Below are 25113 nucleotides of genomic sequence, written 5' to 3' on the forward strand. Positions count from 1 at the left end.
TATTTCAAGCTTAAAGTTTCGCACCGAATGATTGTCTGGACATCGGGTGGCGCGCTTGCGAGCCCGTCCCGCAAGCGCGCTCTGGAAATCACTTGTCCGGGTTCTTCGGGCTCCACAGAACGGTCTCGGCGCCTTTCTCATAGGCCATCCCATCGGGATAGCTGATTGCCTCCAGTTGCAATCCCCATGGCGCCTGGAAATAGAGGATGGTCTGGCCGGCGGCCGGACCTTCCTTGACCGGCAGCGGCCCCATCCGCGTCTTCACACCCTTGCCATCGAGATAGGCTTTCGCCGCGGCGACATCATCGACATACAAGGCAATGTGAAAGCCGCCGATATCGCTGTTCTTCGGCGTCAAATCCTTCTGGTCGGGCGCGGTGTATTTGAACAGCTCTATGTTCGATCCGTAACCGCAACGCACCATGGTAACCTGCTCGATGACAGCCTTCGGATCGACGCCCAGAAGGTCCTGCATGAAGGTGCCCTTGTCGTCAGCGAACGGACCGAACGACATCGCCTTCTTGCAGCCGACCACTTCGGTGAAGAAGTCGACCGCCTGCTTCATATCGGGCACCGTGATGCCGGTGTGGTCGTGGCCGCGCATGCCGGGGATTGAATCGGCCGAGGCCGCTCCCATCGAGCCGAACAGGATCGCGGCAAGCATCGTGCCGCAGGTTGCATAGTTCATGTTACCCTCCGTTCGCGGGCTGATTTTGCCATCATGCACGTCCGAGGCCCGCGGTTCGGCGTGCTGGATGAACAGTCCTATGCCGGCGCTTTCGTAGCTGGCCGCAGCCAGTCCGCGTCGATCTCAGGCAGTGGAATGGCGGCAAGCAGATCGCGCGTGTAGGTCTCCCTGGGGTTGTCGAACAGCGCGTCGGTGGCGCTCGCCTCGACGATCCTGCCTTCGCGCATGACGATGACTTGTTGGCAGAGCCGCCGGATGACCGACAGATCGTGGCTGATGAAGGCAACGGTCAGCCCCATCTCCGCCGCAAGCTTCTCCAAGAGTGTGAGGATCTGCGCTTGCGTCGACACGTCGAGGCCGGAGACGATCTCGTCGGCCAGCACGAATTTCGGCGATAGCGCCAACGCGCGCGCAATACCGACGCGCTGCCGCTGGCCGCCCGACAGTTCATGACGATAGCGGCCGGCGAAGCTTTGCGGCAGGCCGACGCGATGCAATGCCTCGGCGATGCGTTCCCTAAGCTTGTCGCCAAGCCCATTCTGCTTGAGCGGCGCGGCAATGATGCTGGCGATGGTGCGACGCGGGTTGAGCGACGACATCGGATCCTGGAAGATCATCTGCAGGTCGCGGCGCTGAGGGCGCAGTTCCCCCTCCGGCAGATGGGTGATATCGCGGCCCTCGAAGCTGATGCTGCCGGCGCTCGGCTCCAGCAGTCTGACCAGCGCGCGGCCAAGCGTCGATTTTCCGGACCCGGATTCGCCGACGATGCCGGTCACCGAACCCCTCGGAAGATCGAAGTCCAGACCTTTCAAAATCTCGGCCAGCGGCGCGCGGCCGATCAGCGGCTTGCGGGTCATGTCGGGCAGCGCGACCTTCAGCCCGCGCACGGAAAACAGCGGCTCAACCATGCGGCCGCCTCCACGCCTGGTCTGCCGCATGGATCTCGGCGGCAAGCCCGGCCAGCACGGTCTCGTCCACCGGCATCAGCGAGGCGAAAGGATCGGTGTAGCGCGGCGTGGCGGCCATCAATGCTCGCGTATAGGGATGCTCAGCCCCGGCGAAGAGAGCGGCCGTATCAGCCTCTTCCACCACCTTGCCGGCATAGAGCACCGACACTTTCTGGCTGATCTTGGCAACGACACCGAGATCGTGCGTGACGAACAGGATCGCGGTGCCATGCTCACGCTGCAACTCGGCGATCAGGCGCAGGATCTGCTTTTGCACGGTAACGTCGAGCGCGGTGGTCGGCTCGTCGGCAACGATCAGCCTTGGCTCGGCGGCGAAGGCGGCGGCGATCAGCACACGCTGGCGCATGCCGCCGGACAGTTCGTGCGGGTAGCTCTTCAGCACCCGGTCGGGGTCGCGGATCTGCACTTCGTCCAGCAGTTGCCGGATGCGCGTATCGGCCTTCTCTCCGCCCCAGCCGAGAATGCGCACCAGTCGGTCAGTCATTTGCGGGCCGATGCGGCGCGACGGGTTGAGCGCAGTCAACGGATCTTGCGGGATCAGCGCCGTGCGGGCGCCGATCAGCGTACGCCTTGCCTTGGGCTGCAGCTTGCCGAGGTCCTCGCCTTCGAGCTTCATATTGCCTTCGACGATGCGCACGCTTGATGGCAGCACGCCAAGCACCGCCTTGCCGATCATCGTCTTGCCGGCGCCGCTCTCACCGACCAGTGCTCGCACCTCCCCCGGTTGAACGGAGAGCGACACCGAGCGCAGCACGCGCTGGCCGTTCGGCAGCACTGCGCTCAAATCGCGGATGTCGAGACATGCGCTCATCGCAGCACCGGATCGAAGCGCGTCTTCAGCGCCTCGCCGAATTGGCTGAACGACAGCACGGTGAGGATCAGCGTGATCAGCGGAAACACCAGCACCCACCAGGCCTGGTGGACCGACAGCCGGCCCTCGGCGATAATGCCGCCCCAGGTCGGATCGTCGGTCGAGATCGACAGATTGACGAAGGACAGGATCGCCTCGACGATGACGGCGATGCCCATTTCCAGCGACAGCAGCGCCACGATCGACGGCACCACATTGGGCAGCACCTCGCGCAGCATGATGCCGATGCGGCCATAGCCGGCGATGCGGGCGTTCTCGACATAGTCCATGCGCGACTGGCCCATCGCTTCGGCACGGATCACCCGGCAAAAGCGCGTCCAGTCGATGATGGCGATGGCGAGGATGACGGAACTCAGGCCGGTGCCGAGCACCGCGACCAGCAAGATGGCGAACAGCACCGGCGGAAACGCCATCCAGACATCGACGATGCGCGAAATGATGCGGTCGGCCCAGCCGCCGAAATAGCCTGCGATCAACCCCAGCGTCGATCCGACCAGACAGGCGGCAATCGCCGCCGCAAAAGCTACGATGAAGGCGATACGGCCGCCGAAGATCAGCCGGGACAAGAGATCGCGGCCGAGGCTGTCGGTGCCCAGCCAATAGCCGGGCTCGGCGCCATCGAGCCAGAACGGCGGCAGCCGCTCCAGCATCAGATCCTGCGCCAACGGATCCTGCGGCGCCACCAGCGGGGCGAAGATCGCGGCCAGCAACGCCAGCAGCAGCCAGCCGCCGGCCAGCCACAGCCTGGGGCTCAGTCCGCGTCGGGCGATGCGCGCCTCATCCATGGCGCAGCCTCGGATTGAGCAGCGCGTACATCATGTCGACCGCAAGATTGATCAGCACAAACAGCAGCGCGAAGACCAGCACGATGCCCTGGATCAGCGGCAGGTCGCGGTTGATGACGGCGTCGATCGCCATGTTGCCGAGCCCCTCATAGGAAAACAGTCGCTCGACGATGACCGTGCCGCCGATAAGGAAGGTGAACTGCACGCCGACCAGCGTCAGCGTCGGCAGAGCGGCGTTCTTCAGCGCCTCGCGCAGAATGACCTGCGTTTCCGAAAACCCCTTCACCCGAGCCAGCACGACATAGTCGAGGTCAAGCACTTCCTTCAGCGACTGTTTCAGCAACTGCGAGATGATTGCAGCTAGCGGCAGAGCCAGCGCGATCGCCGGCATCAGCATGTGCTTGAGCAGATCCCAGGTCAGGTCCAGGCGCAGTCGCAAGATGCTCTCGAAGAAATAGAACTGGGTCACGAAAGGCAGGTCGAGTTGCGGTGACACTCGGCCGGAAATGTCGAAGATCGGCACCAGCACGCCGAACAAAAGGATCAGCACCAGGCCCCACAGGAAATCGGGAATGGAGAGCGCGGCACCGCTGGCGATATCGATGCCGGCCTCGACCACCGTGCCGCGCTCGCGTGCGCCGAGGACCGCCGTCGTGCCGCCGAGCGCCACCGCCATGACAAGCGCGACGATGGCGAGTTCCAGCGTCGCCGGCAACCGGTTGAAGACAAGGCCAAGCACATCTTGCCTGAGTGAAATCGAGGTGCCGAAATCGCCTCTGACAACACCGGACAGCCAGATGAAGAATTGCTGCACGATGGTCTTGTCGAGCCCGTAAAGTGCGCGCAGCCGGTCGATGTCGGCATCCGTCGCACCGGGCGGCAGCATCATGGCGATCGGGTCACCAGGCGCGACGCGGATCACGACGAAGACGACGACAGCCACGCCGAACAGCGTGATCAGCATCGTCAGCAGACGGATCAGGAATCTTTGCAGGAGCATGTAAATCTTTGCAGAAGCCCGCAGGTTCGTATGCCTGTATGAATGCGCGCCGTCGCTATGGACGGCGCGCGGCAAGTCCAGGCCGGTATCAGGCCGGAGTCATCAGCGCCGGCAGCAGCGCGCCGGACACATGCTGTACCACATTGACGCCCTTGGCATGCACGATCGGTTGCGCATACTGAATCAGCGGCAGCACATAGGCCTGCTCGGCGATGTATTTGTCGACCGCCTTCCAGCCGGCAACGCGCTTGGCCTCGTCCTTCTCGCCCCACAGCGGGTTGATCATGTCGATCAGGTCCTGGCTGTCCCACACCGAGTGCGGGCTCGGGCCGTACATGGCAAAGCCGGTCGACGTCGTCGGATCGCCGATGGCATTGCCCCAATTGTAGAAGGCGGCCGGCGCCAGCTTGTCAGCGGCGCGCAGCTCATAGTGCTTGGCGATCTCGTAGACCTCCATCGTTGCTTCGATGCCCACCTTGCGCCACATGCCGACGATCGCCTGGATCATCTCATAGTCCTTGGGCTTGAACCCCTTCGTCGTCTGGATGGTGAACTTGACCGGTTTTTCGGGTGAATAGCCGGAAGCCGCGAGCAGCTCCTTGGCCTTTTCCGGATTGTGCTCGACCTTGATCGAGGCATCGAAGGCCTCGTACTCCGGGGTCTCCAGCGTAGCGATCGGTTGGCCGTAGCCGCGCAGCAGCCGCTTGACCAGCAGCTCCTTGTCCACTGCCATCACGGCGGCCTGGCGGACGTTCTTGTCCAGCATCGCTTCGATGTCATTGAAGAAGATCATACCGATGTCGGAAACGGGCTTGCACGAGCCGGCAAGCCCGTCCTTGGCGATCAGCCGGTCATACTCCTCATAAGGAATTTCGAGTGTCACCTGCGAGGAGCCGGATTCGATCTCGGCCACGCGGCTTGCCGCGTCGGTGACGAACTTGATCGTCACATTCTCGAAGGCCGGCTTGCCGCCCCAATAGGTCGGGTTGGCCTTGAGCCGCAGGAAGGCGTTGCGTTCGAATTTTTCCACCATGTACGGTCCGGTGCCGATCGGCGCCTTCTCGAAGCCTTCGGCGCCGACCTTCTCGTAATAGGCTTTCGGCAGGATGTAGCCGGTCAGGAACGACATCCACTTGAAGTAGACCGGGTCGAACTGAACGACATCACCGGTGATCTTGTTGCCGTCGATCTTGAAATTGCTGACGTTCTTCCAGACGAACTGGATCGGGTTGCCGGTCTTTTCGTCGCCCGCCCGCTGCAGCGACCAGACGACATCCTCGGGCGTGAAGGGCGAGCCGTCATGCCAGGTCACGCCTTCGCGCACGGTCATCATCACCTTGGTGCGGTCGTCGTTCCAACCCCATTCGGTGAGCAGGCCTGGCGCGAAGGAGAGGTCCGGCTTCTGCGGGATGAACTGGTCGAACACGGACTGGTAGAGACCCTGAATGGTCGGGTTGACCGCCGAGGGTCCGGTGGTCGGGTCCCAGGACGGCAGGTTGACGTTATAGGCGATGGTCAGCTCGCCGGCCGCCTTGGCGATATGGGGCAGGCCGACTGCGGCCACCCCAAGTGCTGCGGCACTGTATCCCAGCAATTCTCGTCTGTTGATTGTCATGGTTGTTCCCCTTGTTGTTTGTTGTCTTCGCGCGGCACTATCAGTTCATAGCTTCAGGCTTCGTGGGCAGCAGCGCCTTGCCTCTCGTCGCCTTCATGAAATCTTCCGAGCTACCTCCCACCAAGCTGTTGTGCGAGCATGAAGCCCGAGGCCGCGCCGGTGCCGGCGCCTGGCCATGTTGCAGCGCCCGTGAGATGCAGATTGGCGATCGGCGTGTTCCAGCCTGCATAGCCGCGCGCCGGGCGAAACAAGAAGTTCTGCGCCAGATGATGGCTGCCGCAGACCTGGTCGCCACCGACGAGATTCGGATTCTCGCGCTCGAGATCGATGGGCGAAAACACCGAACGGCCGAGGATTTTGTTTCGCAGGCCGGGCGCATAGGTCTCGATGATGTCGAGGACACGGTCAGCGTAGACGTCCTTGACCTGATCCCAATGCGCGGGCGCGATCCTGCCGGCCGCATCGCCAGCGATTTCGGCAGGCAGCATGCGCACCTGCACCCACAGTATGTGCTTGCCCTGCGGCGCGCGCGACGAATCGATCGCGGTCGGCTGGCCGACGACCAGCACCGGCTCGTCCGGCAGTATGCCCGCCATCGCCTGCTGATAGGTTCGCGACATCGCGTCGAGTGACGGCGACAGATGCACGTAGGCGAACTGCCGCAGCTCGGCGCCGGAACGCCAGTCGGGCAGATCGTCGAGCGCCAGATGGATCATCATCGTGCCCGGCGCGTGCCGGAACTTTTGCATCGCCGTGTCGAAGCCGGCGTCGCCGGAACCGTTTGGCAGCAACTTGCCGGTCAGCGCCATGGGCGCGACGCCGGCAATGACCGCCTTGGTTGCCGTATGCGTCTCACCGGATGCGAGCCGCACGCCTGATGCCTTGCCGGCGGAAACGCTGATTTCGGTGACCTCCGCCCCGGTGACGATCTTGCCGCCCGCCGAGGTGACCATACCCGACAGCGCCCGGACCATGGTATCGGCCCCGCCCTTGCCCAGCACCATGCCAAAGCTTTGATTGGCCATCGACTCCAGGTAGGGGAACACGGCGCCGCCGGCGATGTCGGGCGCGAAGTCGAGATGCATGCCCCAGGTGGCAAGCGTTGCCCGCACATGCGCGGACTCGAAGTTTTCTTCCAGCCAGGCGCGAGGCGATGACAGCAAAAGCCGGCCGGTGTCGAGCGCGCCGGACATGCCCTTCTTGCGCCACAGGTTCCAGGCGGTGCCGGCAAGCGCACGCGCGCTCATCGGCGATCCCAGCAGCCGGAACAGATGCTCGGCCTCCCCGGGGAAGGCAGCGACCAGCTTGCGCCATGTCGTTGCATCGGCGGCGGAGAATGCGGCCATGCGCGTCGCGGTCTTTTCCAGATCGTTGCTGACGCCGAACCAGCGTCCGTCCGGGAAGGCGCTGGCGAAACAGTCGGCGACCGGCGCGAACTCCAAGCCCTGCGCTTTCAATTCATTTGCATATTTCCGGTGGAAGGCAGAGCCGGCAAACAGGCTCAGATTCATCGCGCCGAAATCGTGGCGGAAGCCTGGAAGGGTGAATTCCCGGGTCTGCACGGCGCCGCCGATTGCTGCGCTACGCTCGAAAATCCCGGTTTTCCAGCCTTTGAGCGCCAGATGCGCGGCGCATGCCAGACTGTTGTGGCCCGCCCCGACAAAGATGGCGTCGAACTCGCTCACGCCCCGTTCCCATTTCCTTTATGCTTAAAGATAATTGCAGATGCATATGTTTTCGTCTAGTAGGATATTAAGGGCCGAGACGAGCCTTGATCATCACCAGAAAGAGGGAACTTCAGACCATGGACACGCAAAAACTCCTCGGCGAAGTCGCCGGCCAGCTGCTTTCAGGCGCCATCAGGGTGGTCGACCTGTCTGCGCCGCTCGGGCCGGACACGCCGCTGATCAAGCTGCCGCCGGAACTCGCCGTCGACACGCCGAAGGTCGAGATCCACAACATCTCTCGTTATGACAAGAACGGCCCATGGTGGGCATGGAACTGGCTGAAACTTGGCGAGCATTCGGGCACGCACTTCGATGCGCCGCAGCATTGGATCAGCGGCAAGGACTATCCGGACGGCGCCACCGACACCATTCCGGCGCAGAACTTCGTCGGTCCGGTCAATGTCATCGACTGCTCGAAGGAGGCCGCCGCCGATCATGACTTCCTGCTCACCGTCGACCACATCAAGGCGTGGGAAGCCAAGCATGGCGCGATCAATGCTGGCGAGTGGGTGGTGATGCGCACCGACTGGTACAAGCGCAATGGCTCGGAAGCCGAGTTCCTCAACGCCAATGAGACCGGCCCGCACACGCCTGGCCCGACGGCTGAAGCCATCCAGTTCCTGATCAGCAAGAACATCAAGGGTTGGGGCTCGGAGACGATCGGCACCGATGCCGGCAAGGCCGGCGGCATGGAGCCGCCATTCCCGGCGCACACACTGATGCACAAGGCCAACCGCTACGGGCTGGCCAGCCTCTGCAACCTTGACCAACTGCCGCCAAAGGGTGCGATCCTGATCGCGGCACCGCTCAAGATCGAGCATGGCACCGGCAGCCCGATCCGCGCGCTGGCACTGGTCTCGAAAGGCTAAGAAAGCACGCTGAGGTGAGCCAGCCGGATCACATCATCGTCGGCAGCGGCATCAACGCGCTGGTCTGCGCGGCGATGCTCGGCGGCAAAGGGGCGCGTGTGCTCGTCCTCGAGCGCAATGACCGCATCGGTGGTTGCATGCGTACCGAGGAGATCACCGCACCTGGCTTCATCCATGACGTGATGGCGACGACCTTCGTGCTGTTCATCACCTCGCCGGCCTTTGCAGCATTGGGCGGCGATCTCGCGCGGCATGGGCTGGAGTTCTGTCACACCGGCATGCCAACAGGCGTGCTGCGGCCTGACGGCAGCCATGCCGTGCTCACCACCGGCCGCGCCGCCAATGTCGTTGCTCTCAATGCAATTGCCGCTGGCGATGGCGACCGGCATGCCGGCGATGTCGGCAGCATCGAGCGGAACGCAGGCTTGCTGTTCGGCCTGCTCGGCGGCAGCCTGTGGTCCTATCCGACGGCGAAATTGCTGGCCGGCGATGCCTGGCGGCGCGGCCCGCGCGGTCTTGCCGCCTTTCTCGGCGAAGCGTTGGTGCCGGCGCGCAGCTGGCTGGAAAGCACCTACCAGTCCGAGACAATCCGCGCGCTGTGGGCGCCCTGGGTGCTGCATGCCGGGCTTGGACCGGAAGATGCCTTCTCCGGCCAGATCGCCAAGGTCATTGCCTTCGCGCTGGAGGCGGCCGGCGCGCCGATCGTCAAGGGTGGGGCGAAGACCCTGCTCACCGCCTTCGAAGCTCTGATACGGGAACGTGGTGGCGGCATCCGCACCGGCGCCGATGTCGCCTCGATCGTCCAGAGCGGTGGCCGCGCGACCGGCGTACGGCTAGCATCTGGCGAAACGATCACTGCCAACAAGAGCGTCATCTGCTCGGTCACGCCGACGCAGCTCTATGGCCGGCTGCTCGGTGCGGATGCTCCCAAAACCGATGTCGAGGCGACACAGAAATATCGCTACGGCAAAGGCAACTTCCAGATCCACTATGCATTGAACAAGCCGCCGGCATGGCGCGGCGATGGCCTCGACAAGGTGGCGCTGCTGCACCTGACGCCTGGGCTCGACGGCGTATCGAAAGCCTGCAACGAGGCGGCGCGCGGCATGCTGCCGGACGTGCCGACGATTTGCGTCGGCCAGCCGCATGCGCTCGACCCGTCTCGCTGCCCGGAAGGCAAGGCGATCCTGTGGCTGCAACTGCCCGAAGCGCCCCGCCACATCAAGGGCGACGCTGCCGGCAAGCTGCAGACGCCCGCTGACGGACAATGGACCGACGCGTTGCGCGAAGCCTATGCGGATCGTGTCGAAGCCATCCTCGCCAGCCATATCGATGGTTTCAAGGACAGCGTGATCGCGCGCCGCGCCTATTCGCCGGCGGATCTCGAAGCGATGAACATCAATCTGGTTGGCGGTGACCCCTATGGCGGTTCGTCCACCATCGACCAGTCTTTCCTGTGGCGGCCGTTCAAGACCAGCCGCAACCATCAGACCTGCATCAAAAACCTCTACCATATCGGCGCCTCCACTCATCCAGGCGCGGGTCTTGGCGGCGGCTCCGGCTTTCTTCTGGCGGGGAGGCTGTGATGGAGCAGAAGGTCGCGGAAAGGCGCCAGCGCATTTCGACCCTCGGTCAGATCGGCCTGCAGCAATTCGCACCCTATCTGATGAACCGCATCATGGGCCGTTACAACGCCACCTTGCGCGACGATTTCCGCAAGCAGGGCCTGACAATTCCGCAGGTCCGCACGCTTGCCGTGCTGTCGGTCACCGACGGCGTCACCGTCAACGACCTCTCGGTCTACACCGTTATCGAGCAGTCGACCTTGAGCCGCACGCTCGACACGTTGGAGGGGCAAGGCTTCGTGCGCCGCGAGCAGGGCGTCACCGACAGCCGCATCCGCCATGTCTTCCTGACCGACGAGGGTCGCGCCGAATTCACGCGCGCCTGGCCGGCCATGCATGACGCCTTCGAGGCGATGTTCGACGATATCGACGATGCGGAATATGCAGCATTGATCGCAACGCTTTTGAAAATGCTCAAGAACATTCGCAAGCACGACATCTAATGCATGTCGCCCAAAAGTGGATCCGGTTTTGGGGAAACGACATGCATAAACTAGGACTCTAGACGTACGCGCCGGCCGTATCGGTCGGCAACGGAAGGTTGGAAAAATGGCCGAACGGTCTTTTGCCAAGGAAGTCGAAAAACTTAGGCTCGGCGCCGGCGAGGAGTTTGCCGGTGAAGGCATCCTCGCCATCACCAAGGCGCTGCTGCAATGCGGCGTCGGTTATGTCGGCGGCTATCAGGGCGCGCCGATCAGCCATCTGATGGATGTGCTGGCCGACGCGCAGGACATTCTCGGCGAGCTCGGCGTGCATTTCGAGGCCAGCGCTTCGGAAGCCACCGCCACCGCCATGCTGGCTGCCTCGGTGCATTACCCCATTCGTGGTGCAGCGACCTTCAAGTCGACCGTCGGCACCAATGTCGCCTCCGATGCGCTTGCCAACCTCGCCTCCGGCGGCGTCACCGGCGGCGCGCTGATCATCGTCGGCGAGGATTATGGAGAGGGGTCCTCGATCATGCAGGAGCGCAGCCATGCCTTCGCCATGAAGAGCCAGGTCTGGCTGCTCGACCCGCGCCCGAACCTGCCGTCGATCGTCAAGGCGGTGGAGGACGGTTTCGAGCTGTCGGAGATTTCCAACACGCCGGTCATGCTGCAGGTGCGCATCCGCTGCTGCCATGTCCATGGCCACTTCATCGCCAAGGACAACAAGCGACCGCCGATGACGGTGGCCGATGCGCTCGACGCGCCGCGGCGCGACACCGGCCGCATTGTGCTGCCGCCCGCTTCCTTCCTGCATGAGAAGGAAAAGGTGCAGAAACGTTGGCCGGCGGCGGTCGATTTCATCGCCAGGAACAAGATCAACGAATTCTTCGGCTCGGATCACGGTTCGGTCGGCATCGTCATGCAGGGCGGCATGTACAATTCAGTCATCCGCGCCTTGCAGCGGCTCGGCCTTGCCGACACCTATGGCGAGACGGATGTGCCGCTCTATGTGCTCAACGCCGTCTATCCGCTGATCGACGATGAATTCCTGTCGTTCTGCGAAGGCAAGCAGGCGGTGCTCGTGGTCGAGGAAGGCCAGCCCAACTACATCGAGCAAGCCTTTGCCGCCATGCTGCATAAGGCCGGGCGGGGCACCAGGCTGGTCGGCAAGGAATATCTGCCGATGGCCGGCGAATATACCGGCCAGGTCATGCTCGACGGCATCGGCACCTTCCTGCGCGCCGAGGCTCCGCATCTGCTGCCGGGCGAGGTGCGCGCCCCCAACAAGGTCGGCGACGGCGTCGACACCGCTGATCTGATCAATGTCGTGCCGGGCCGCCCGCCGGGTTTCTGCATCGGTTGCCCCGAACGGCCAATCTTTGCCGCGACAAAGCTGGTCGAGCAGGAACTCGGCAAGCACCACATCGCCTCCGACATCGGCTGCCATTTGTTCTCGATCATGCCGCCCTTCGAGCTCGGCGCCACCACCATGGGCTATGGGCTGGGTCCGGCCTCGGCTTCGGCCTTCAATTCGCCCGACGCCAAGCGCCGCTCGATCTCCTTCGTCGGCGATGGTGGCTTCTGGCACAACGGCCTGACCTCCTCGATCGGCAATGCGGTGTTCAACAAGAATGATGGCGTCATCGTCATCGTCGACAATTTTTACTCCGCCGCGACCGGCGGGCAGGACATCCTGTCGTCGCGCGCGGGCAACAAGACCAAGTCAACCAAGCATCCAATCACCGAAGCGGTGAAGGGTATGGGCGTCAAATGGCTGCGCCACATCGACCGCACCTATGATGTCGGCAAGATGCAGGACACGCTGCGCGAGGCGCTGACGACGGAGGAAAAAGGACCGAAAGTCATCGTCGCTTCGTCCGAATGCATGCTCAACCGCCAGCGCCGCGAAAAACCGCTGGTGGACAAGGCGATCAAGGGTGGCGAGCGTGTGGTGAAGCCGAAATTCGGCGTCGACGAGGACATCTGCACCGGCGACCATGCCTGTATCCGGCTGTCCGGCTGCCCGTCACTGTCGGTGAAGTCGCTCGACGATCCGCTGCGTGACGATCCGGTGGCATCCATCGATCAGAGCTGCGTCGGCTGCGGCAATTGCGGCGAGGTGGCGGACGCCGCCGTGCTGTGCCCGTCTTTCTACCGCGCCGACGTCGTGCACAATCCGAGCCGCTGGGATCGCTTCCTGGAGAGCACACGCCGCGCCACCATCAGCCTGCTGCAGCGCCGCCGCGAAAGCCGGCGCCTGACCTTTGCCGATGCTTGACGCTGTCCCGCCATTCCGCGCCCCGACCGGCGCTCAGGACGACGAACGCGTCATCAAGCTCGCCGTGCTTGCGGTCGGCGGCCAGGGCGGCGGTGTGCTGGCCGACTGGATCACCGATGTCGCCGAGCGCAGTGGCTACATTGCGCAGTCGACCTCGGTCGCCGGCGTGGCGCAACGCACTGGCGCCACGATCTATTATATCGAAATGGCCCGAGACACCGGCCGGCTGCCGGTCTTTGCGCTGTCGCCTTCGCAGGGCGACGTCGACATATTGATCGCCGCGGAATTGATGGAGGCCGGCCGCGCCATCATCCGTGGCTTTGTCACGCCTGATCGCACCACGCTCATCGCGTCTTCGCATCGCATTGCCGCCGTGTCGGAAAAGATCGAGCCGGGCGACGGCCGGGCCTCGTCTTCGAAGGTACATGCGACAGCGGAAGCTGCATCGAAACGCTTCATCGCCTTCGACATGGAAAAGATCGCCGCCGACAATGGCTCGATGATTTCCGCCAGCCTGCTTGGCGCACTGGCAGGCTCCGACGCGCTGCCGTTCACGCGCGAAAGCTATGAGCAGGCGATCGGTGCCGGCGGCCGGGGCGTGAAAGCCAGCCTCGCTGCCTTCGGCGCTGCGTTTGACCGCGCGCGCGGCACAGCGGCGCCGGGGCCAGAACCAGCAGAGCCAGCGATTGTCGAATCTGCTTCAGGCGCAGGCCGCGTAAGCGGCCCGCAAAACCTGCTGCATGGCTGGCAGACCCTGGCCGCCCGCATCGACCTGATGCCCGTAGTGGTGCGCGACATGGCGCTTCGAGGCTTGAGAAAGGTCGTCGACTATCAGGACATCGCCTATGGGCGCGACTATCTCGACCGGCTGGACAAGGCCGTCGCGCTGGATGGCGCCGACCATGCCCATGCGCTGTCCATCGCGGCCGCCAAGCATCTCGCCAACGCTCTATGCTACGACGACATGATCCGCGTCGCCGATCTCAAGACGCGCTCGACGCGTGACCGGCGGGTGCGCAAGGAGGTGGGCGTCAAGGACGGCTCCATCCTGCAGGTGACCGAATATTTCCATCCGCGCATCCAGGAATTCTGCGGCACGTTGCCGGCGGGGCTTGGCAGCTATATCGAGAACCGGCCGAAGCTTGCCGCTTTCCTCGATCGCCGCATCAACCATGGGCGCCACATCCGCACTGACAGCTTTGCCGGCTTTGCGGCCCTCTGGTTCATCGGCGGCCTGCGCCGATGGCGCCGCCGCCTGCTGCGTCACAAGGTCGAGACGGCACATCTGGAGCGCTGGTATGCACTGGCGCTCAGCCACGTACCCCAGGACTACGCGCTGGCCGTCGAAATCCTTAACTGCCGCCGGCTGATCAAGGGCTACAGCGACACCCACGTCCGCGCCCAGTCGAAATTCGACCGCGTCCTGTCGGCGCTCGATCTGATCAAGGGCCGTGCTGACGCTGCCGACTGGATCAGGCGGTTGCGCGAGGCCGCGCTGAAGGACGAGAAAGGCGACATGCTCGATGGCGCGTTGAAGACAGTGGCGTCGTTGTCTGATCATAGTGTGGGAGGAGGAGGTCGACCTTAAGATGGTACCTCTCTGTCGCGCCTATGACGATCTCATCAATGCGATTGCGCCGAAGTCGGCGAGGCGATCTCGCGTATGTCGACATGGTCTCGATCACCGGTTCGACGCGGGCCGGCGTGCTAGCGTGCACGGCAGACTCGGTGGCGGCTGCTTGTCCGGCAACGATCTCCCCGAGATCGGATGGGGATCGCGCCGGACAGGCGTATCAGCGCCTACTGCAGCTTTGCCTGCAACGCATTGACGTCGTCCGTCGTCATTTCGCCGTCGGTCGTCACCTTGCCGTCGACGATCTTCCACAGCCGGAACGGGCCGGTGATGTCGCCATATTTGTCGAAAGCGACCGGACCGATGACGCCTTCATAGCGGATCGGCTTGCCGTCCTTGATCAGGCCGAGGGCCTTGGCGAACTCGTCCTTGCCGGCAAAGATCGGTGCGCCGGCCGGATCGACCGCCTTGTACATGGCGTCCTTGATCTTGGCCGGATCCTCGGAACCGGCAATGGCGATGGCAAGGCCGACAATGGCGCCGGCATCATAGGAACGATCGGCTGCCGGGTTCGACGGCTCGATACCGGAGAATTCCTTGTAGTTCTTCATGAAGTAGTCGGTCGAGGCCGTCGGGCTGGTGCCGGAAGAGGTGCCGTAAGCATCCTTGAGATAGTCGGCGCCTACGGATTCGATGAAGTCCGGGCTGTTCATGCCGTCATTGAGCAGGAATTTCTGCACGCCGCCCTGCGAAATCCAGGTGCGGGCAACCGTTGCGCCGTCGACCGGCGTGCTGACGAGATAGAGCCCGTCCGGTTCGCCGCCCATTGCCGCTGTCACTTCCGAGGCGTAGCTCGACTGCTTCTCGTTGTAGGGCGTGTCGGAGACGATGGTGCCGCCGAGCGCTTTGTAGGCGCGCGAAAACTCCGCCACCATGTTGACGCCGAAGTCGTTGTTGACGTGGATGATCGACAGCTTCTTGAAGCCCTTGTCGATGGCGTATTTGGCGGCGGCCACGCCTTGCAGTGCATCCGACGTGATGGTGCGGAAGAAGATGCCGTTGGTCTTGCCGTCGCGGCCGAGCGCGGTCAGCGTCGGCGAGGACGAAGCCGGCGACACCTGGACGATCTTGGCCGGCCCGGTGACCGAGGTCAGGATCGGGATCGACACCGACGAGATGATGCCGCCGATGATCACCGGCACCTTCTTGACCTGCACCAGCTGGGTCGCGGCGTCGACGGCGATGTTGCCCTGGCTCTGGCTGTCGCGCGTGTCGGTCACGAGATCGCAGCCGCGCACGCCGCCGGCTTCGTTGATGTCGCGGAAGGCCATTTCGACCGATTTCGCGCCGGCCTGGCCGTATTCGCCGGCAGGGCCGGTGAGTTCCATGACCAGGCCGACGGTGATCTTGCAGTCCGCTGCGTGTGCAGCACCGGCCATCGTCACGAGGGCGAGTGCAGTGGTGAGTTGGAGTATCGTGTTTCTCATTGTTGTTCCCCTTGAGTTACTCGACTGTATTTTGATCTCTGGAGCCTGTTCAGCTTTCCGGCACCTGCAGCCAGGTTTCATGCAGGTGCCGCCATTCGACGCCGTTAGGCGCCGATGAACTGGTGGTGAAGACAGCGCTCGACTGGCGGCGGCTGTGCTTGCCCGCGCGCAACTGCGCTTCGACGTAGAAGATGACGATCGTGTCGGCGTCCTGCCAACCCGGCCTGATATCCTCGATCGATATGGCAAAACCGTCGTCGCAAGTGGCGCGACTTGTTCGGACATGATCGACGACCGCGTCGCGATCGAGGATTTGGCCATTCGGCGCGACCATGGCGAAGCCTTCGCCCATGACAGCTTCGAAGCGGCCGAACTCCACGGAGTTGGCTCGCGCGGCGACAAACCAGTCTACGAAGAAGCGATGCAGGTCGACGACCTCGGCGCTGGCACGCGCAAAAAGGGAAGGCTCGCCGCTCATTTCTTCCCCGCATTGAGGTTGTAGTGCATGATCGAGCCGTGGCGGCCATGGCGGTCGCGCTCCAGCGTGTAGACATCGCCCTCGAGGCCGGTGCCTTGTGCGATGACGGCAGCAATCCGCGCGCGATCGTCGGCGTCGAGTGCGACGTCCATGATTTTCGCATTGGCCAGCGCATGCGCCTGATTGCGCGCGCCGACAATGACGGCTGCCACGCGTGGCTGTTCGAGCACCCAGGCCGAGGCGATGGTGGCGATGTCGACGCCATGGCGATCGCCGACGGCTTTCAGCGTCTCGAGCAGGGACTGGAACAGCTCCCAGCCACCGAAATCGTCGATAATCAGCTTGTATTTGACCAGCGAGCGGTTTTCGAGCGGTGTGGCTGGCTCGGCCGCGCCAAGCCATTTGTCGCTGAGAAAGCCGCCGGCCACCGAGCCGTAGCAGAGGAAGCCGACACCGTTCTTTGCGGCGAGGCCCGCCAGGCTGTGTGCCGGCCGCTGGTCGAGCACTGAATATTGCAGCTGCTGGCTGACCAGCGGGATGCCTGCGGCGAGGATTTCGGCGAGCCGCGGCGTATCGAAATTGGTGGTGCCGAGATTGCGCACCTTGCCCTCCAGCCGAAGCTCGTCGAGCCAAACCATCGCATCGACGTAGCGAGGCTGGTCATAATCCCACCAGTGAAACTGCACGAGATCGATCCGCTCCGTCTTCAGCCTGCGAAGCGATTGATCGACGATGCCCCTGATGTAGTCGCGGCTGATGCTTGCCAGTCGTTCGAGGTCAGGCACCAGCTTGGTGTGCACCTTCATCCTGGCCGCGACATCGAGACCGCGCTCGCTGGCCAGCCACAGGCGCGCGGCGCCGATCAGTTCCTCGACACCGGTGTAGATGTCGGCGCAGTCATAGGTCCAGATGCCGGCATCGAAAGTGGCGATCAGGTCGGTCACCGCTTGGTTGCGGTCGATGGCGCCATGGCCGCCGGCAAGCTGCCAGCCGCCGCGGATGACGCGCGAAATCGTATAGCCGGGGCTGAGTTCGACGGTCCTGGCGCTCATCCCTTGTCGGTCTCCTTCGGCAGCGGCACCGCCGTGGTTTCGGCATGGCTGAACCGCCGCTTGGCCAGCCTGACGATCCGCAGCCGGCTGGCGCAATTGGGATCGGGGCAGGCGATCTCGGCATCCGAGGTCATCCAGTCATTTGCGTGTGTCGGGCGCTGCTTTGCCGCCAAGAGCGGCAACACGGCTGAGATCGAATATATCGAAAAGCCCTGCCCCGCCGGCAGCGACAGCATCTCGCCCTTGAGCTCGAAATAGTCGCCGGCCCTGGCGCCGCAATAGATCGGCTTGCCCTCGGGAATGACCGCCTCGACGCGCAAATCGAAAAGCTCGAAACTGTCGTCGGCCATGTCAGGTCTCCACCAGGCTGAAGCTGATGTCACAGGCGCCATTGCGGCGGATAACGCCGCAGGCGGCGGCGAACTGATCGCGCTCTCCGGCAAGCACTTGCGCCACCACGCTGCCGGCCAGCCAACCGATCGGGAACAGCAGCCGCGCCCCCTGCCCGTAGTACAGGCCGATATCGAAGATGGCATTGGGATTGCCGCCCCACATGCGTGGCGGCACATAGGACAGCACGATATCGCCCGGCTGCGGCGTCAGCGTCGCATTCTCCGGCGGCAAAGGCCGGGCATAGGCCTGGCCCTCGAGATCGGCTGACGGAACCGGGCACGAGATTTCCGGTCCCGTCCACATCGCATGGATGCCCGGGACAACGCGCGGGGTGGCGAGGTATGCCTGGAGAAAAGCCGCGTTTTCCGGCGCCTTTTCGGGCAGCAACGGCGCCGTGACGGAAAGCTTCGAGCGCGGCTCGGTGATCCTGATGCCGGTCATGTCCGGTCCTTCGCGGCGGCGGATTGAAGCTTGTCGCGCAGGAATGCAAACGGCCGGCTGATGTCTGCCACAAGCGCTTCGCGCGCCGCTTGCGCATCCTGTTTGGCAAGAGCCGCGACGATTCTGCGATGATAGTGCGCAGTGTCGACCTCGCCGGCTTCGGAAAACGCGTAGATGGCGACGCGTATGCATGGTCCCGATTGAAGCCAGAGGCTTTCGATCATCGGGATCAGCACAGCCGAGCCGCAGCAGCGGTAGATCTCGAAATGGAAGCTCTGGTTGAGCGTCGCTTCGCGGTCGATGTCCTTCTTGTGCTTCAGCGCCCGCATCTCGTCCCACTCGCCAAGCATGGCTTCGATGGTGGCGATCTGGCGCGGCCCCATCCGCGTGGCGGCAAGCGCGATCGCTTCGCCTTCGATGAGGGAGCGCGCGCGCAGGAGGTCGTCGATGCGCTCCAGCGTGATCGGCGGCACACGCACGGAGCGGTTGGGCAGCGCCTCCAGCGCCTTTTCCGTGATCAGCCGGCCGAGCGCCTCTCGCACCGGCATGGTCGAGGTGACCAGCGCATCGGCGAGACCACGGATGGTCAGCACCTGGCTCGGTTCGAAAAGACCGCCGATCAGGGCCCGGCGCAACTCCGAGTAAACACGATCCTGCACGGTCTCGCGACCTACCGGCGTAAGCTGGGCCGCGATCGTTTCGTTGTTTCGCTCGATGGCAGCCTTTTGCATGGCATTCCCGGTCTTGGCCCGTTTTCGGCTTGCGGAGAAAATTAAAGCCGATTAGCGTGATCAAAGCAAGTGTGATCACAAATCAAAAAAATCAGAAGGCGGCAAAGACCGCTCGGCCAGAGGGTGCATGAGCGAGAGAGCTGAACGGCAGGATGAAATCCGCGCACCGGTTCTGTCGGCGAGGAATGTCGTCAGGCGGTTCGGTGGCCTCGTCGCGGTCAACGATGTCTCGTTTGATGTCAAAGCCGGCGAAATCCTCGGCCTGATCGGACCTAACGGCGCCGGCAAGACGACGATGTTCGATCTGTTGGCGGGCAGCATATTGCCGACCAGTGGCGATATCATTCTCAACGGCGCGCGCGTCTCGGGTGAAGCCGCTCATCTGCGCATCGGTCGCGGCCTTGGCCGCACCTTTCAGATCCCGCGTCCGCTGCCCAATCTGACGCTGATCGAAAACATCATGCTGGCGGCACAGGGCCAGGCCGGTGAAAAGCTGCTCGCCAATTTCGTCACGCCGTGGCGCGTCGCGGCGCAGGAGAGAACGGCCAGAACAAAGGCACTCGAGCTACTGGAGCTCGTCACCCTCACCCATCTCGCGCAAGAGCCGGCGCGCGTGCTTTCCGGCGGCCAGCGCAAGCTGCTCGAACTCGCTCGCGTCATGATTGCCGACCCGGCGATCATCCTGCTCGACGAGCCGGCTGCCGGCGTCAACGCCACGCTGCTCGAAGTCATCATCGACCGCATCCGCGATATCAACGCGCGCGGCATCACCTTCCTGCTGATCGAGCACAATATCGACATGGTGACGCGGCTCTGCCACCGCGTCCTCGTCATGGCGAGCGGTCAGCTGCTCAGCGAAGGCACGGCGGAAGAGGTCGCCCGCGACCCACGCGTCATCGAGGCCTATCTCGGAGGCGCTACATGAACGAGACCGTCCTCGAGGTCCGCGATCTCGAAGCCGGTTACGAGCCCGGCGTACCGATCGTGCGCGGCGCCTCGATCACCGTCGGCAAGGGTGAGATCGTCGTCGTGCTCGGTCCCAACGGTGCCGGCAAGTCGAGCCTCATCAAGGCGATCGCCGGCCTCGTCCCGATCACCGGCGGCACGGTGTTTCTTGACGGCAAGGACATCACCGCCGCACCTGCACACACCATGGTTAGGCTTGGCCTAGCCTTCGTGCCGCAAACCGAAAACATCTTTCCGCTGATGTCGGTCGAAGACAATCTGAAGGTCGCCTGCGGCATTCTCGAGCGGCGCGAAATCCCAGGCCGAATCGGGGAAATGTATGCCGCCTTTCCCGACCTCGTCCGCCAGCGGCGGACCGCCGCCGGCAATCTGTCGGGCGGACAGCGGCAGATGCTGGCGGTGGCGCGGGCGCTGATCGTCCATCCCAAGGTGCTGGTGCTGGACGAGCCCTCGGCCGGCCTGTCGCCGAAATTCGTGTCGATGGTGTTCGAGATGCTGGCCGGCATACGCAAGTCCGGCGTCACCATCCTTCTGGTCGAACAGAATGCCAAGGCAGCACTGGCCATCGGCGACCGCGCCTATGTGCTGGTCGAAGGCAAGGACCGGCACGAGGGCGTTGCTTCCGAACTGTGGAACGACCCGGTCGTCGCCGAACTCTATCTCGGCCAACGCCCTTCTCACGCCAGCAAGGGAGGCGCGGCATGAGCCTGCAATTCGTCGTCGACGGACTGCTGACCGGTTCGATGATCGGCCTTGGCGCCATCGGCGTAACGCTCACCTATTCGATCTTGCGCTTCTCCAACTTCGCCCATGGCGACTTCATGGCCTGGGGCACCTATGCGACGCTGGCGGTGGTCAGTGCCATCGGTGCCACCTTCGGCAAGGTGGCGCCGATCGCACCGCTGTCCTTCGGCTGGCCGCTGCTTGTTGCACTGGTCGTCGGCATGGCCTTCACCGCCCTCCTGGCGCTGCTGCTCGACAAGGTGCTGTTTTCTCGGCTGCGCTCGCAAGGCCAGGCGATCATCGTGGTGATGGCGAGCTTCGGTGCCTCGATGGCGTTGCGCAGCCTGCTCGAATTCACCTTCACCTCGCGGCCGACCTATTTCAGCCGGGCAATCCAGATCGCGATGCCGGTCGGCTTTGGCATTCGCATCACGCCCGACCAGATTGCACTTCTGCTGCTGACCGCTGTGCTGGTGCTCGGCGTGCATCTTCTGATGACACGCACGCAGACCGGCCGCTCCATGCAGGCCTTGAGCCAGAACGCCGCACTGGCCCGCATCGTCGGCATCGACGTAGCCTCCGTGGTGCGCGTCACCTGGGTCATCGGCGGGGCGCTGGCCTGCGTCGCCGGCGTGATGATCGGCATTCTGGTGCAGATCCGCCCGTTCATGGGGTTCGACATGCTGCTGCCGATGTTCGCCGCCGCCATTCTCGGTGGCATCGGAAGCATTCCAGGCGCGGTTCTCGGCGGCCTGATCATCGGGCTCGCCGAAGCGGGCGCGGTGCAGTTGATCGGCGCCGAATGGCGCGCCGCCGTCTCCTTCATCATCCTGATGGCGGTGCTGTTCGTGCGGCCGATCGGCCTGTTTGGTGTGAGGGAACGCTGATGGACCTGCTTGGCTACGGCGCCTTCTTCCTGACCACCGCGTTGATCTTTTCGCTGGTCACGCTGGGGCTCAATCTGCAGTGGGGGCTGACCGGGCTGTTCAATGTCGGCCTCGCCGGCTTCGTTGCCATCGGCGCCTATACCTCGGCGCTGCTGACCACACCGGACGATGCCGCCCGGCTCGGCGGCTTCGGCCTGCCGATCCTTGTCGGCTGGGCGGGCGCCATGGTCGTCGGCGGCATCGCCGCGGCACTTACCGGCATGGCGACGCTGCGTCTGAGATCCGACTATCTGGCGATCACCACTTTCGGCGTCGCCGTCGTCGTGCAACTGGTCGCGCTCAACGCGCAGAAGCTGACCGGCGGCCCGTTCGGCATCGGCTTCATTCCGCGTCCCTTCGGCAGCCTTGCCGAGACGCCGCTGCTGTTCAATCTGTCGAACCTAGCGGCCGTCTCGGCTGTGACGCTGATCGCCTATCTCGCTCTGGAGCACCTGTCGCGCAGCCCCTGGGGACGCGTCTTGAAGGCGCTACGCGAGGACGAACGGGCGGCGATCTCGCTGGGCAAAAGCGCGCGTTTCTACCGCGTCCAGGCCTTTGCCGTCGGCGGCGCCATCATGGCGCTGGCCGGTGCGCTGCAGGCGCATTTCACCGGCTTCATAGCGCCCGACAATTATCTACCGATCCTGACCTTCCAGGTCTGGGTGATGCTGATCGTCGGCGGCTCGGGCAGCAATCTCGGCGCCGTCATCGGCAGCATCCTGGTGTGGGGAATATGGGCGGGGTCAGGCACGCTGACCAGCGTGGTCTTCTCGCCGGAACAACAAGCCCGCGCGGCCTCGCTGCAGATCGTCGCCATCGGCGTCATGCTGTGCCTCATCCTGCTGATCCGGCCGACTGGCCTGTTCGGCGACCGGCCACGGCGGCCGAAGCCCGGCAAACAGACGAAGGCGGCCGGCGAGAGCGAGGCCGGATGATGAATGCCATGACCCGGCAAGAGGTGCATGGCATTTCGCTCTGGGATGCCGTCAGCCGCAACCGCCGCGACCGGAGCGCGCTGCAAGGCGGCCTCGACGTCGACCTCGCGATTGTTGGTGGCGGCTTTTCCGGCCTCTCAACGGCGCTACACGCCGCCGAGAAGGGGCTTTCGGTCGCCGTCCTCGAAGCCGAATTCATTGCCTGGGGTGCGACTGGCAGGAATGCCGGCCTTGTCGTCCCGAATTTTGCCAAGCGCGACCCCAACGACATCATCGCCGAACTTGGACCCGAGCGCGGCGAAAGGCTGGTCGATTTCGCTGCCGGCAGTGCCGATCTCGTCTTCGGCCTGATCAAGCAGCACGGCATCGAATGCGACGCCGTGCAGAACGGCTGGATCCAGCCGGCGCATTCGTCCGCCGCGCTGGAAAAGACGAGATCGCGCGCCGAGCAGTGGGCGGCACGTGGCAGACCGACCGTAACGCTCGATGCCAAGGCGGTCACGGAGCTCACTGGTATCAACGGCTATGCCGGCGGCTGGATGGACAAATCTGGTGGTGTCCTCAATCCGGTCGAGTATGCGCGCGGCCTGGCCGACGCCGCGGAGAAAGCCGGCGCACGCATCTTCGAGAAGACGCGCGTCGCCTCGATCGACCGGACACAAGGTGGCTGGGCCTTGAAGACCGCATCCGGCACTGTGCGCGCGGGCAAGGTGCTGGTCGCCACCAACGCCTATGGTGGAGCGCTGAACCCGACACTGGCGCGAACTTACGTCCCGCTGAAGGTCTTCCAGATCGCCACCGCGCCGTTGCCGCACTCCATACGCGCCCGCCTGCTGCCCGGTGGCCAGGGCATTGGCGACACCAGGCGTAACCTCTTCACCTGCCGCTTCGACAGCCAGAACCGGCTGATCAGCGGCGGCATGCACATCGTCGGCGCCGGCGCCGAGACGCGCGTGCCGCAAACCGTCTGGCGACGGCTTGCCAGGCATCTCGATTTGCCTGAACTGCCGCCGCTTGCCTACAGCTGGACGGGCCTGGCGGCGGTGATGCCGGATTTCCTGCCGCGTCTCATCGACCTCGGCCCGGGCTTGATCGCAGGCTTCGCCTGCAATGGCCGCGGCATCGCCATGACCACGGCGATGGGCAAGGTGCTGGCGGACTGGGCGAGCGGAACGGACGCGCGCGATCTGCCGCTTCCCTTCGCCGCGCCATCGCCGATCCCGCTCCACAGCGTCGTGCGCTACGCACCGAACGTGCTGCTTCCCTGGAGCATGCTGCGCGACCGGCTGGATTAGACGGCCAAGCCACTAACGCCATGAGCGCACAAAGCTGTTCCTGTCGCAGATCCTGCACTGACGGAAGCGTGCGCTTCGATAAGCAGTCGCGCGGGTTGTTGGTTGTCATCTATCCCGGATCGAGGCCCAGCGGCGTGCGTTCCAACGTCTTGGGCCGCAAGGGGCTGGGCGCCCGCCGGCGACCTGCCGGGCGTCAATCGCGCGATATGGACAGCCCCGCGAGAAGCGGAGCGTACGCGGCGAGCCTGCGGGATACGAACTCCGTGAACAGCCGCACGCGCTTCGTCTTGCGTGTCTCCCCCTGTGTGAGAAGCCAGAGCGTTCCGTACATGTGCAGGTCGGTGCCCGGCACCCTCACCAGTAGGGGGTCGGCATCTCCGACGAAGCACGGCAGTGTCGTGATCCCGAGCCCTTGCCGTACAGCAACGATCTGCGCCTCGGCGTCCGTGGTCCTGAATGGAACCCCCGTGGTGCGAACCTCACCCTCGCTGGCCCATTCCGGAATTCCATGAATGCTTATGACGATCCACCGGATGGGGTCAGGCGCGCCCGCACGCCATGCGGCCAGTCGATCGCGGGACATGTAGACGCCGCCGAACAGCTCCGGTCCCTTCAGGCCGTGAAGATTGAGCGGCAGGGTTTTGCGGTCGTAGACGACGCGGATCGCTACGTCGGCCTCTCGGTTGGTCAGATTTGCCAGCTCGCCGGACGACAGGATTTCCATCTCGATGTCGGGATGCAGACGCGCGAAATCGGCGAAGTCCGGCATGAGCAAATGTGTCGCGAGGGGCGGAGCCAACGTTACCCGCAGAAGCCCACGCACGCTCTGGTCGCGCCCGAAGACGCGCGTCTCCAGCTGGTGCGACGACGCTTCCATCTGGTTCGCGAGCTCGAGGACCTCCTCGCCCGCAGCCGTCAGGCGGTAGCCCGAAGGCAGCTTTTCGAACATCTGCGCCCCAAGGCGTTCCTCGAGCTGTGCGATGCGTCGCAGCACGGTCGAGTGGTTCACACCGAGGCGCTCGCCGGCGGCCCGCACAGAGCCTCCGCGCGCGACGGCAAGAAAGTAGCGAACGTCATCCCAGTCGATCATGGTGCAATCCCGCACCGTGCGGTGCGCCTTCCAATGCCCGTGTCCAACACATCGAACAGCATCTCGTATGTGAGTGGCGCGGGGCGGTTATCATAGCCCATGCCGACAAGCACGGCGCAATTCCGAGCGGCGAACGCCGATCGTCACGGCTGGCGTCAGTCGTCCGGCCGGA

24 protein-coding genes are annotated in these 25113 nt (G+C 64.0%); 10 read left to right on the plus strand and 14 right to left on the minus strand.

The features are described 5' to 3' along the window. Positions 1 to 88 precede the first annotated feature (88 nt). The 7 genes from AC1D1B_RS24005 to AC1D1B_RS24035 all read right to left on the minus strand — a co-directional run bounded on the left by AC1D1B_RS24005 (position 89) and on the right by AC1D1B_RS24035 (position 7612). A complete protein-coding gene (locus tag AC1D1B_RS24005; protein ID WP_477334995.1) occupies positions 89 to 688 on the minus strand; it encodes a VOC family protein in 600 nt (199 codons plus the stop codon). Positions 689 to 765: 77 nt separating this feature from the next. Then, positions 766 to 1596: an ATP-binding cassette domain-containing protein gene (locus AC1D1B_RS24010; RefSeq protein ID WP_477334997.1), complete on the minus strand. Its 831-nt coding sequence runs from the start codon at positions 1594 to 1596 to the stop codon at positions 766 to 768. Beyond that, on the minus strand, positions 1589 to 2467 hold the full coding sequence (locus AC1D1B_RS24015; RefSeq protein ID WP_477334999.1) for an ABC transporter ATP-binding protein: 879 nt from the start codon (positions 2465 to 2467) through the stop codon (positions 1589 to 1591). The genes AC1D1B_RS24010 and AC1D1B_RS24015 overlap by 8 nt, the downstream gene beginning before the upstream one ends. Further along, on the minus strand, positions 2464 to 3312 hold the full coding sequence (locus tag AC1D1B_RS24020) for an ABC transporter permease (protein WP_477335001.1): 849 nt from the start codon (positions 3310 to 3312) through the stop codon (positions 2464 to 2466). Before AC1D1B_RS24020 ends, AC1D1B_RS24015 begins: the two co-directional genes overlap by 4 nt. Then, the gene (locus AC1D1B_RS24025) at positions 3305 to 4312 is read right to left on the minus strand and encodes an ABC transporter permease (protein ID WP_477335003.1); all 1008 of its coding nucleotides are present in this window, start codon (positions 4310 to 4312) and stop codon (positions 3305 to 3307) included. Before AC1D1B_RS24025 ends, AC1D1B_RS24020 begins: the two co-directional genes overlap by 8 nt. 88 nt (positions 4313 to 4400) lie before the next feature. Further along, positions 4401 to 5927, minus strand: a complete 1527-nt coding sequence (locus tag AC1D1B_RS24030; protein ID WP_477335005.1) for an ABC transporter substrate-binding protein — start codon at positions 5925 to 5927, stop codon at positions 4401 to 4403. Between the two features lie 110 nt (positions 5928 to 6037). Continuing rightward, a complete protein-coding gene (locus AC1D1B_RS24035; RefSeq protein ID WP_477335007.1) occupies positions 6038 to 7612 on the minus strand; it encodes a phytoene desaturase family protein in 1575 nt (524 codons plus the stop codon). Positions 7613 to 7731: 119 nt separating this feature from the next. Here AC1D1B_RS24035 and AC1D1B_RS24040 point away from each other — a divergent pair, with 119 nt between their 5' ends. The 5 genes from AC1D1B_RS24040 (at position 7732) to AC1D1B_RS24060 (ending at position 14439) form a co-directional block, all read left to right on the plus strand. Next, positions 7732 to 8523, plus strand: coding sequence for a cyclase family protein (locus AC1D1B_RS24040; RefSeq protein ID WP_181060055.1), 792 nt, complete (start codon positions 7732 to 7734; stop codon positions 8521 to 8523). Between the two features lie 14 nt (positions 8524 to 8537). After that, positions 8538 to 10109 carry a phytoene desaturase family protein gene (locus tag AC1D1B_RS24045; protein ID WP_477335009.1) on the plus strand — a complete coding sequence of 524 codons (1572 nt, stop codon included), beginning with the start codon at positions 8538 to 8540 and terminating at the stop codon, positions 10107 to 10109. Next, complete coding sequence (locus AC1D1B_RS24050; RefSeq protein ID WP_181060057.1) at positions 10109 to 10591, plus strand: MarR family winged helix-turn-helix transcriptional regulator; 483 nt, start codon at positions 10109 to 10111, stop codon at positions 10589 to 10591. Before AC1D1B_RS24045 ends, AC1D1B_RS24050 begins: the two co-directional genes overlap by 1 nt. Positions 10592 to 10697: 106 nt before the next feature. Continuing rightward, the gene (locus AC1D1B_RS24055; protein ID WP_477335011.1) at positions 10698 to 12851 is read left to right on the plus strand and encodes a thiamine pyrophosphate-dependent enzyme; all 2154 of its coding nucleotides are present in this window, start codon (positions 10698 to 10700) and stop codon (positions 12849 to 12851) included. Then, complete coding sequence (locus tag AC1D1B_RS24060; RefSeq protein WP_477335013.1) at positions 12844 to 14439, plus strand: indolepyruvate oxidoreductase subunit beta family protein; 1596 nt, start codon at positions 12844 to 12846, stop codon at positions 14437 to 14439. Before AC1D1B_RS24055 ends, AC1D1B_RS24060 begins: the two co-directional genes overlap by 8 nt. A gap of 212 nt (positions 14440 to 14651) precedes the next feature. On the opposite strand, the gene AC1D1B_RS24065 is transcribed toward AC1D1B_RS24060, so the two are convergent. The 6 genes from AC1D1B_RS24065 to AC1D1B_RS24090 are packed head-to-tail and all read right to left on the minus strand — an operon-like array spanning position 14652 to position 19006. Continuing rightward, positions 14652 to 15911 carry an ABC transporter substrate-binding protein gene (locus AC1D1B_RS24065; protein ID WP_477335015.1) on the minus strand — a complete coding sequence of 420 codons (1260 nt, stop codon included), beginning with the start codon at positions 15909 to 15911 and terminating at the stop codon, positions 14652 to 14654. Positions 15912 to 15960: 49 nt separating this feature from the next. Beyond that, positions 15961 to 16389 (minus strand): hypothetical protein, encoded by a 429-nt coding sequence (locus tag AC1D1B_RS24070; protein ID WP_477335017.1) that lies wholly within the window; start codon positions 16387 to 16389, stop codon positions 15961 to 15963. Next, positions 16386 to 17441: an aldo/keto reductase gene (locus AC1D1B_RS24075; RefSeq protein WP_477335019.1), complete on the minus strand. Its 1056-nt coding sequence runs from the start codon at positions 17439 to 17441 to the stop codon at positions 16386 to 16388. The genes AC1D1B_RS24070 and AC1D1B_RS24075 overlap by 4 nt, the downstream gene beginning before the upstream one ends. After that, positions 17438 to 17791 (minus strand): TIGR04076 family protein, encoded by a 354-nt coding sequence (locus AC1D1B_RS24080; RefSeq protein ID WP_477335021.1) that lies wholly within the window; start codon positions 17789 to 17791, stop codon positions 17438 to 17440. Before AC1D1B_RS24080 ends, AC1D1B_RS24075 begins: the two co-directional genes overlap by 4 nt. 1 nt (position 17792) lies before the next feature. Beyond that, positions 17793 to 18275, minus strand: a complete 483-nt coding sequence (locus AC1D1B_RS24085) for a DUF3830 family protein (RefSeq protein WP_477335023.1) — start codon at positions 18273 to 18275, stop codon at positions 17793 to 17795. Next, entirely contained in the window at positions 18272 to 19006 is a 735-nt protein-coding gene (locus tag AC1D1B_RS24090; protein ID WP_477335025.1) for a GntR family transcriptional regulator, read from the minus strand. The genes AC1D1B_RS24085 and AC1D1B_RS24090 overlap by 4 nt, the downstream gene beginning before the upstream one ends. Before the next feature lie 127 nt (positions 19007 to 19133). Between AC1D1B_RS24090 and AC1D1B_RS24095 the strand changes: the two genes are divergently transcribed. From AC1D1B_RS24095 to AC1D1B_RS24115, 5 genes are read left to right on the plus strand one after another with little or no spacing between them, the layout of a single operon-like run. Beyond that, on the plus strand, positions 19134 to 19931 hold the full coding sequence (locus tag AC1D1B_RS24095) for an ABC transporter ATP-binding protein (RefSeq protein WP_477335027.1): 798 nt from the start codon (positions 19134 to 19136) through the stop codon (positions 19929 to 19931). Then, the gene (locus AC1D1B_RS24100; RefSeq protein ID WP_477335029.1) at positions 19928 to 20677 is read left to right on the plus strand and encodes an ABC transporter ATP-binding protein; all 750 of its coding nucleotides are present in this window, start codon (positions 19928 to 19930) and stop codon (positions 20675 to 20677) included. Before AC1D1B_RS24095 ends, AC1D1B_RS24100 begins: the two co-directional genes overlap by 4 nt. After that, a complete protein-coding gene (locus AC1D1B_RS24105) occupies positions 20674 to 21582 on the plus strand; it encodes a branched-chain amino acid ABC transporter permease (RefSeq protein ID WP_477335031.1) in 909 nt (302 codons plus the stop codon). Before AC1D1B_RS24100 ends, AC1D1B_RS24105 begins: the two co-directional genes overlap by 4 nt. Then, complete coding sequence (locus tag AC1D1B_RS24110; RefSeq protein WP_477335406.1) at positions 21579 to 22556, plus strand: branched-chain amino acid ABC transporter permease; 978 nt, start codon at positions 21579 to 21581, stop codon at positions 22554 to 22556. Before AC1D1B_RS24105 ends, AC1D1B_RS24110 begins: the two co-directional genes overlap by 4 nt. Further along, on the plus strand, positions 22556 to 23851 hold the full coding sequence (locus AC1D1B_RS24115) for an NAD(P)/FAD-dependent oxidoreductase (RefSeq protein ID WP_477335033.1): 1296 nt from the start codon (positions 22556 to 22558) through the stop codon (positions 23849 to 23851). Before AC1D1B_RS24110 ends, AC1D1B_RS24115 begins: the two co-directional genes overlap by 1 nt. A 193-nt stretch (positions 23852 to 24044) precedes the next feature. On the opposite strand, the gene AC1D1B_RS24120 is transcribed toward AC1D1B_RS24115, so the two are convergent. Beyond that, positions 24045 to 24941 (minus strand): LysR family transcriptional regulator, encoded by an 897-nt coding sequence (locus AC1D1B_RS24120; RefSeq protein WP_477335035.1) that lies wholly within the window; start codon positions 24939 to 24941, stop codon positions 24045 to 24047. Positions 24942 to 25113: the final 172 nt, after the last annotated feature.

This window comes from Mesorhizobium sp. P2_C5_2 (genome assembly GCF_056404535.1).

Coding starts and splice junctions, on each gene's coding strand:
- AC1D1B_RS24115 (WP_477335033.1), top strand. CDS start 22,556: ATGAATGCCATGACCCGGCAAGAGGTGCATGGCATTTCGCTCTGGGAT.
- AC1D1B_RS24100 (WP_477335029.1), top strand. CDS start 19,928: ATGAACGAGACCGTCCTCGAGGTCCGCGATCTCGAAGCCGGTTACGAG.
- AC1D1B_RS24065 (WP_477335015.1), bottom strand. CDS start 15,911: ATGAGAAACACGATACTCCAACTCACCACTGCACTCGCCCTCGTGACG.
- AC1D1B_RS24040 (WP_181060055.1), top strand. CDS start 7,732: ATGGACACGCAAAAACTCCTCGGCGAAGTCGCCGGCCAGCTGCTTTCA.
- AC1D1B_RS24050 (WP_181060057.1), top strand. CDS start 10,109: ATGGAGCAGAAGGTCGCGGAAAGGCGCCAGCGCATTTCGACCCTCGGT.
- AC1D1B_RS24020 (WP_477335001.1), bottom strand. CDS start 3,312: ATGGATGAGGCGCGCATCGCCCGACGCGGACTGAGCCCCAGGCTGTGG.
- AC1D1B_RS24060 (WP_477335013.1), top strand. CDS start 12,844: ATGCTTGACGCTGTCCCGCCATTCCGCGCCCCGACCGGCGCTCAGGAC.
- AC1D1B_RS24070 (WP_477335017.1), bottom strand. CDS start 16,389: ATGAGCGGCGAGCCTTCCCTTTTTGCGCGTGCCAGCGCCGAGGTCGTC.
- AC1D1B_RS24080 (WP_477335021.1), bottom strand. CDS start 17,791: ATGGCCGACGACAGTTTCGAGCTTTTCGATTTGCGCGTCGAGGCGGTC.
- AC1D1B_RS24005 (WP_477334995.1), bottom strand. CDS start 688: ATGAACTATGCAACCTGCGGCACGATGCTTGCCGCGATCCTGTTCGGC.
- AC1D1B_RS24120 (WP_477335035.1), bottom strand. CDS start 24,941: ATGATCGACTGGGATGACGTTCGCTACTTTCTTGCCGTCGCGCGCGGA.
- AC1D1B_RS24025 (WP_477335003.1), bottom strand. CDS start 4,312: ATGCTCCTGCAAAGATTCCTGATCCGTCTGCTGACGATGCTGATCACG.
- AC1D1B_RS24095 (WP_477335027.1), top strand. CDS start 19,134: ATGAGCGAGAGAGCTGAACGGCAGGATGAAATCCGCGCACCGGTTCTG.
- AC1D1B_RS24015 (WP_477334999.1), bottom strand. CDS start 2,467: ATGAGCGCATGTCTCGACATCCGCGATTTGAGCGCAGTGCTGCCGAAC.
- AC1D1B_RS24055 (WP_477335011.1), top strand. CDS start 10,698: ATGGCCGAACGGTCTTTTGCCAAGGAAGTCGAAAAACTTAGGCTCGGC.
- AC1D1B_RS24105 (WP_477335031.1), top strand. CDS start 20,674: ATGAGCCTGCAATTCGTCGTCGACGGACTGCTGACCGGTTCGATGATC.
- AC1D1B_RS24030 (WP_477335005.1), bottom strand. CDS start 5,927: ATGACAATCAACAGACGAGAATTGCTGGGATACAGTGCCGCAGCACTT.
- AC1D1B_RS24010 (WP_477334997.1), bottom strand. CDS start 1,596: ATGGTTGAGCCGCTGTTTTCCGTGCGCGGGCTGAAGGTCGCGCTGCCC.
- AC1D1B_RS24090 (WP_477335025.1), bottom strand. CDS start 19,006: ATGCAAAAGGCTGCCATCGAGCGAAACAACGAAACGATCGCGGCCCAG.
- AC1D1B_RS24085 (WP_477335023.1), bottom strand. CDS start 18,275: ATGACCGGCATCAGGATCACCGAGCCGCGCTCGAAGCTTTCCGTCACG.
- AC1D1B_RS24075 (WP_477335019.1), bottom strand. CDS start 17,441: ATGAGCGCCAGGACCGTCGAACTCAGCCCCGGCTATACGATTTCGCGC.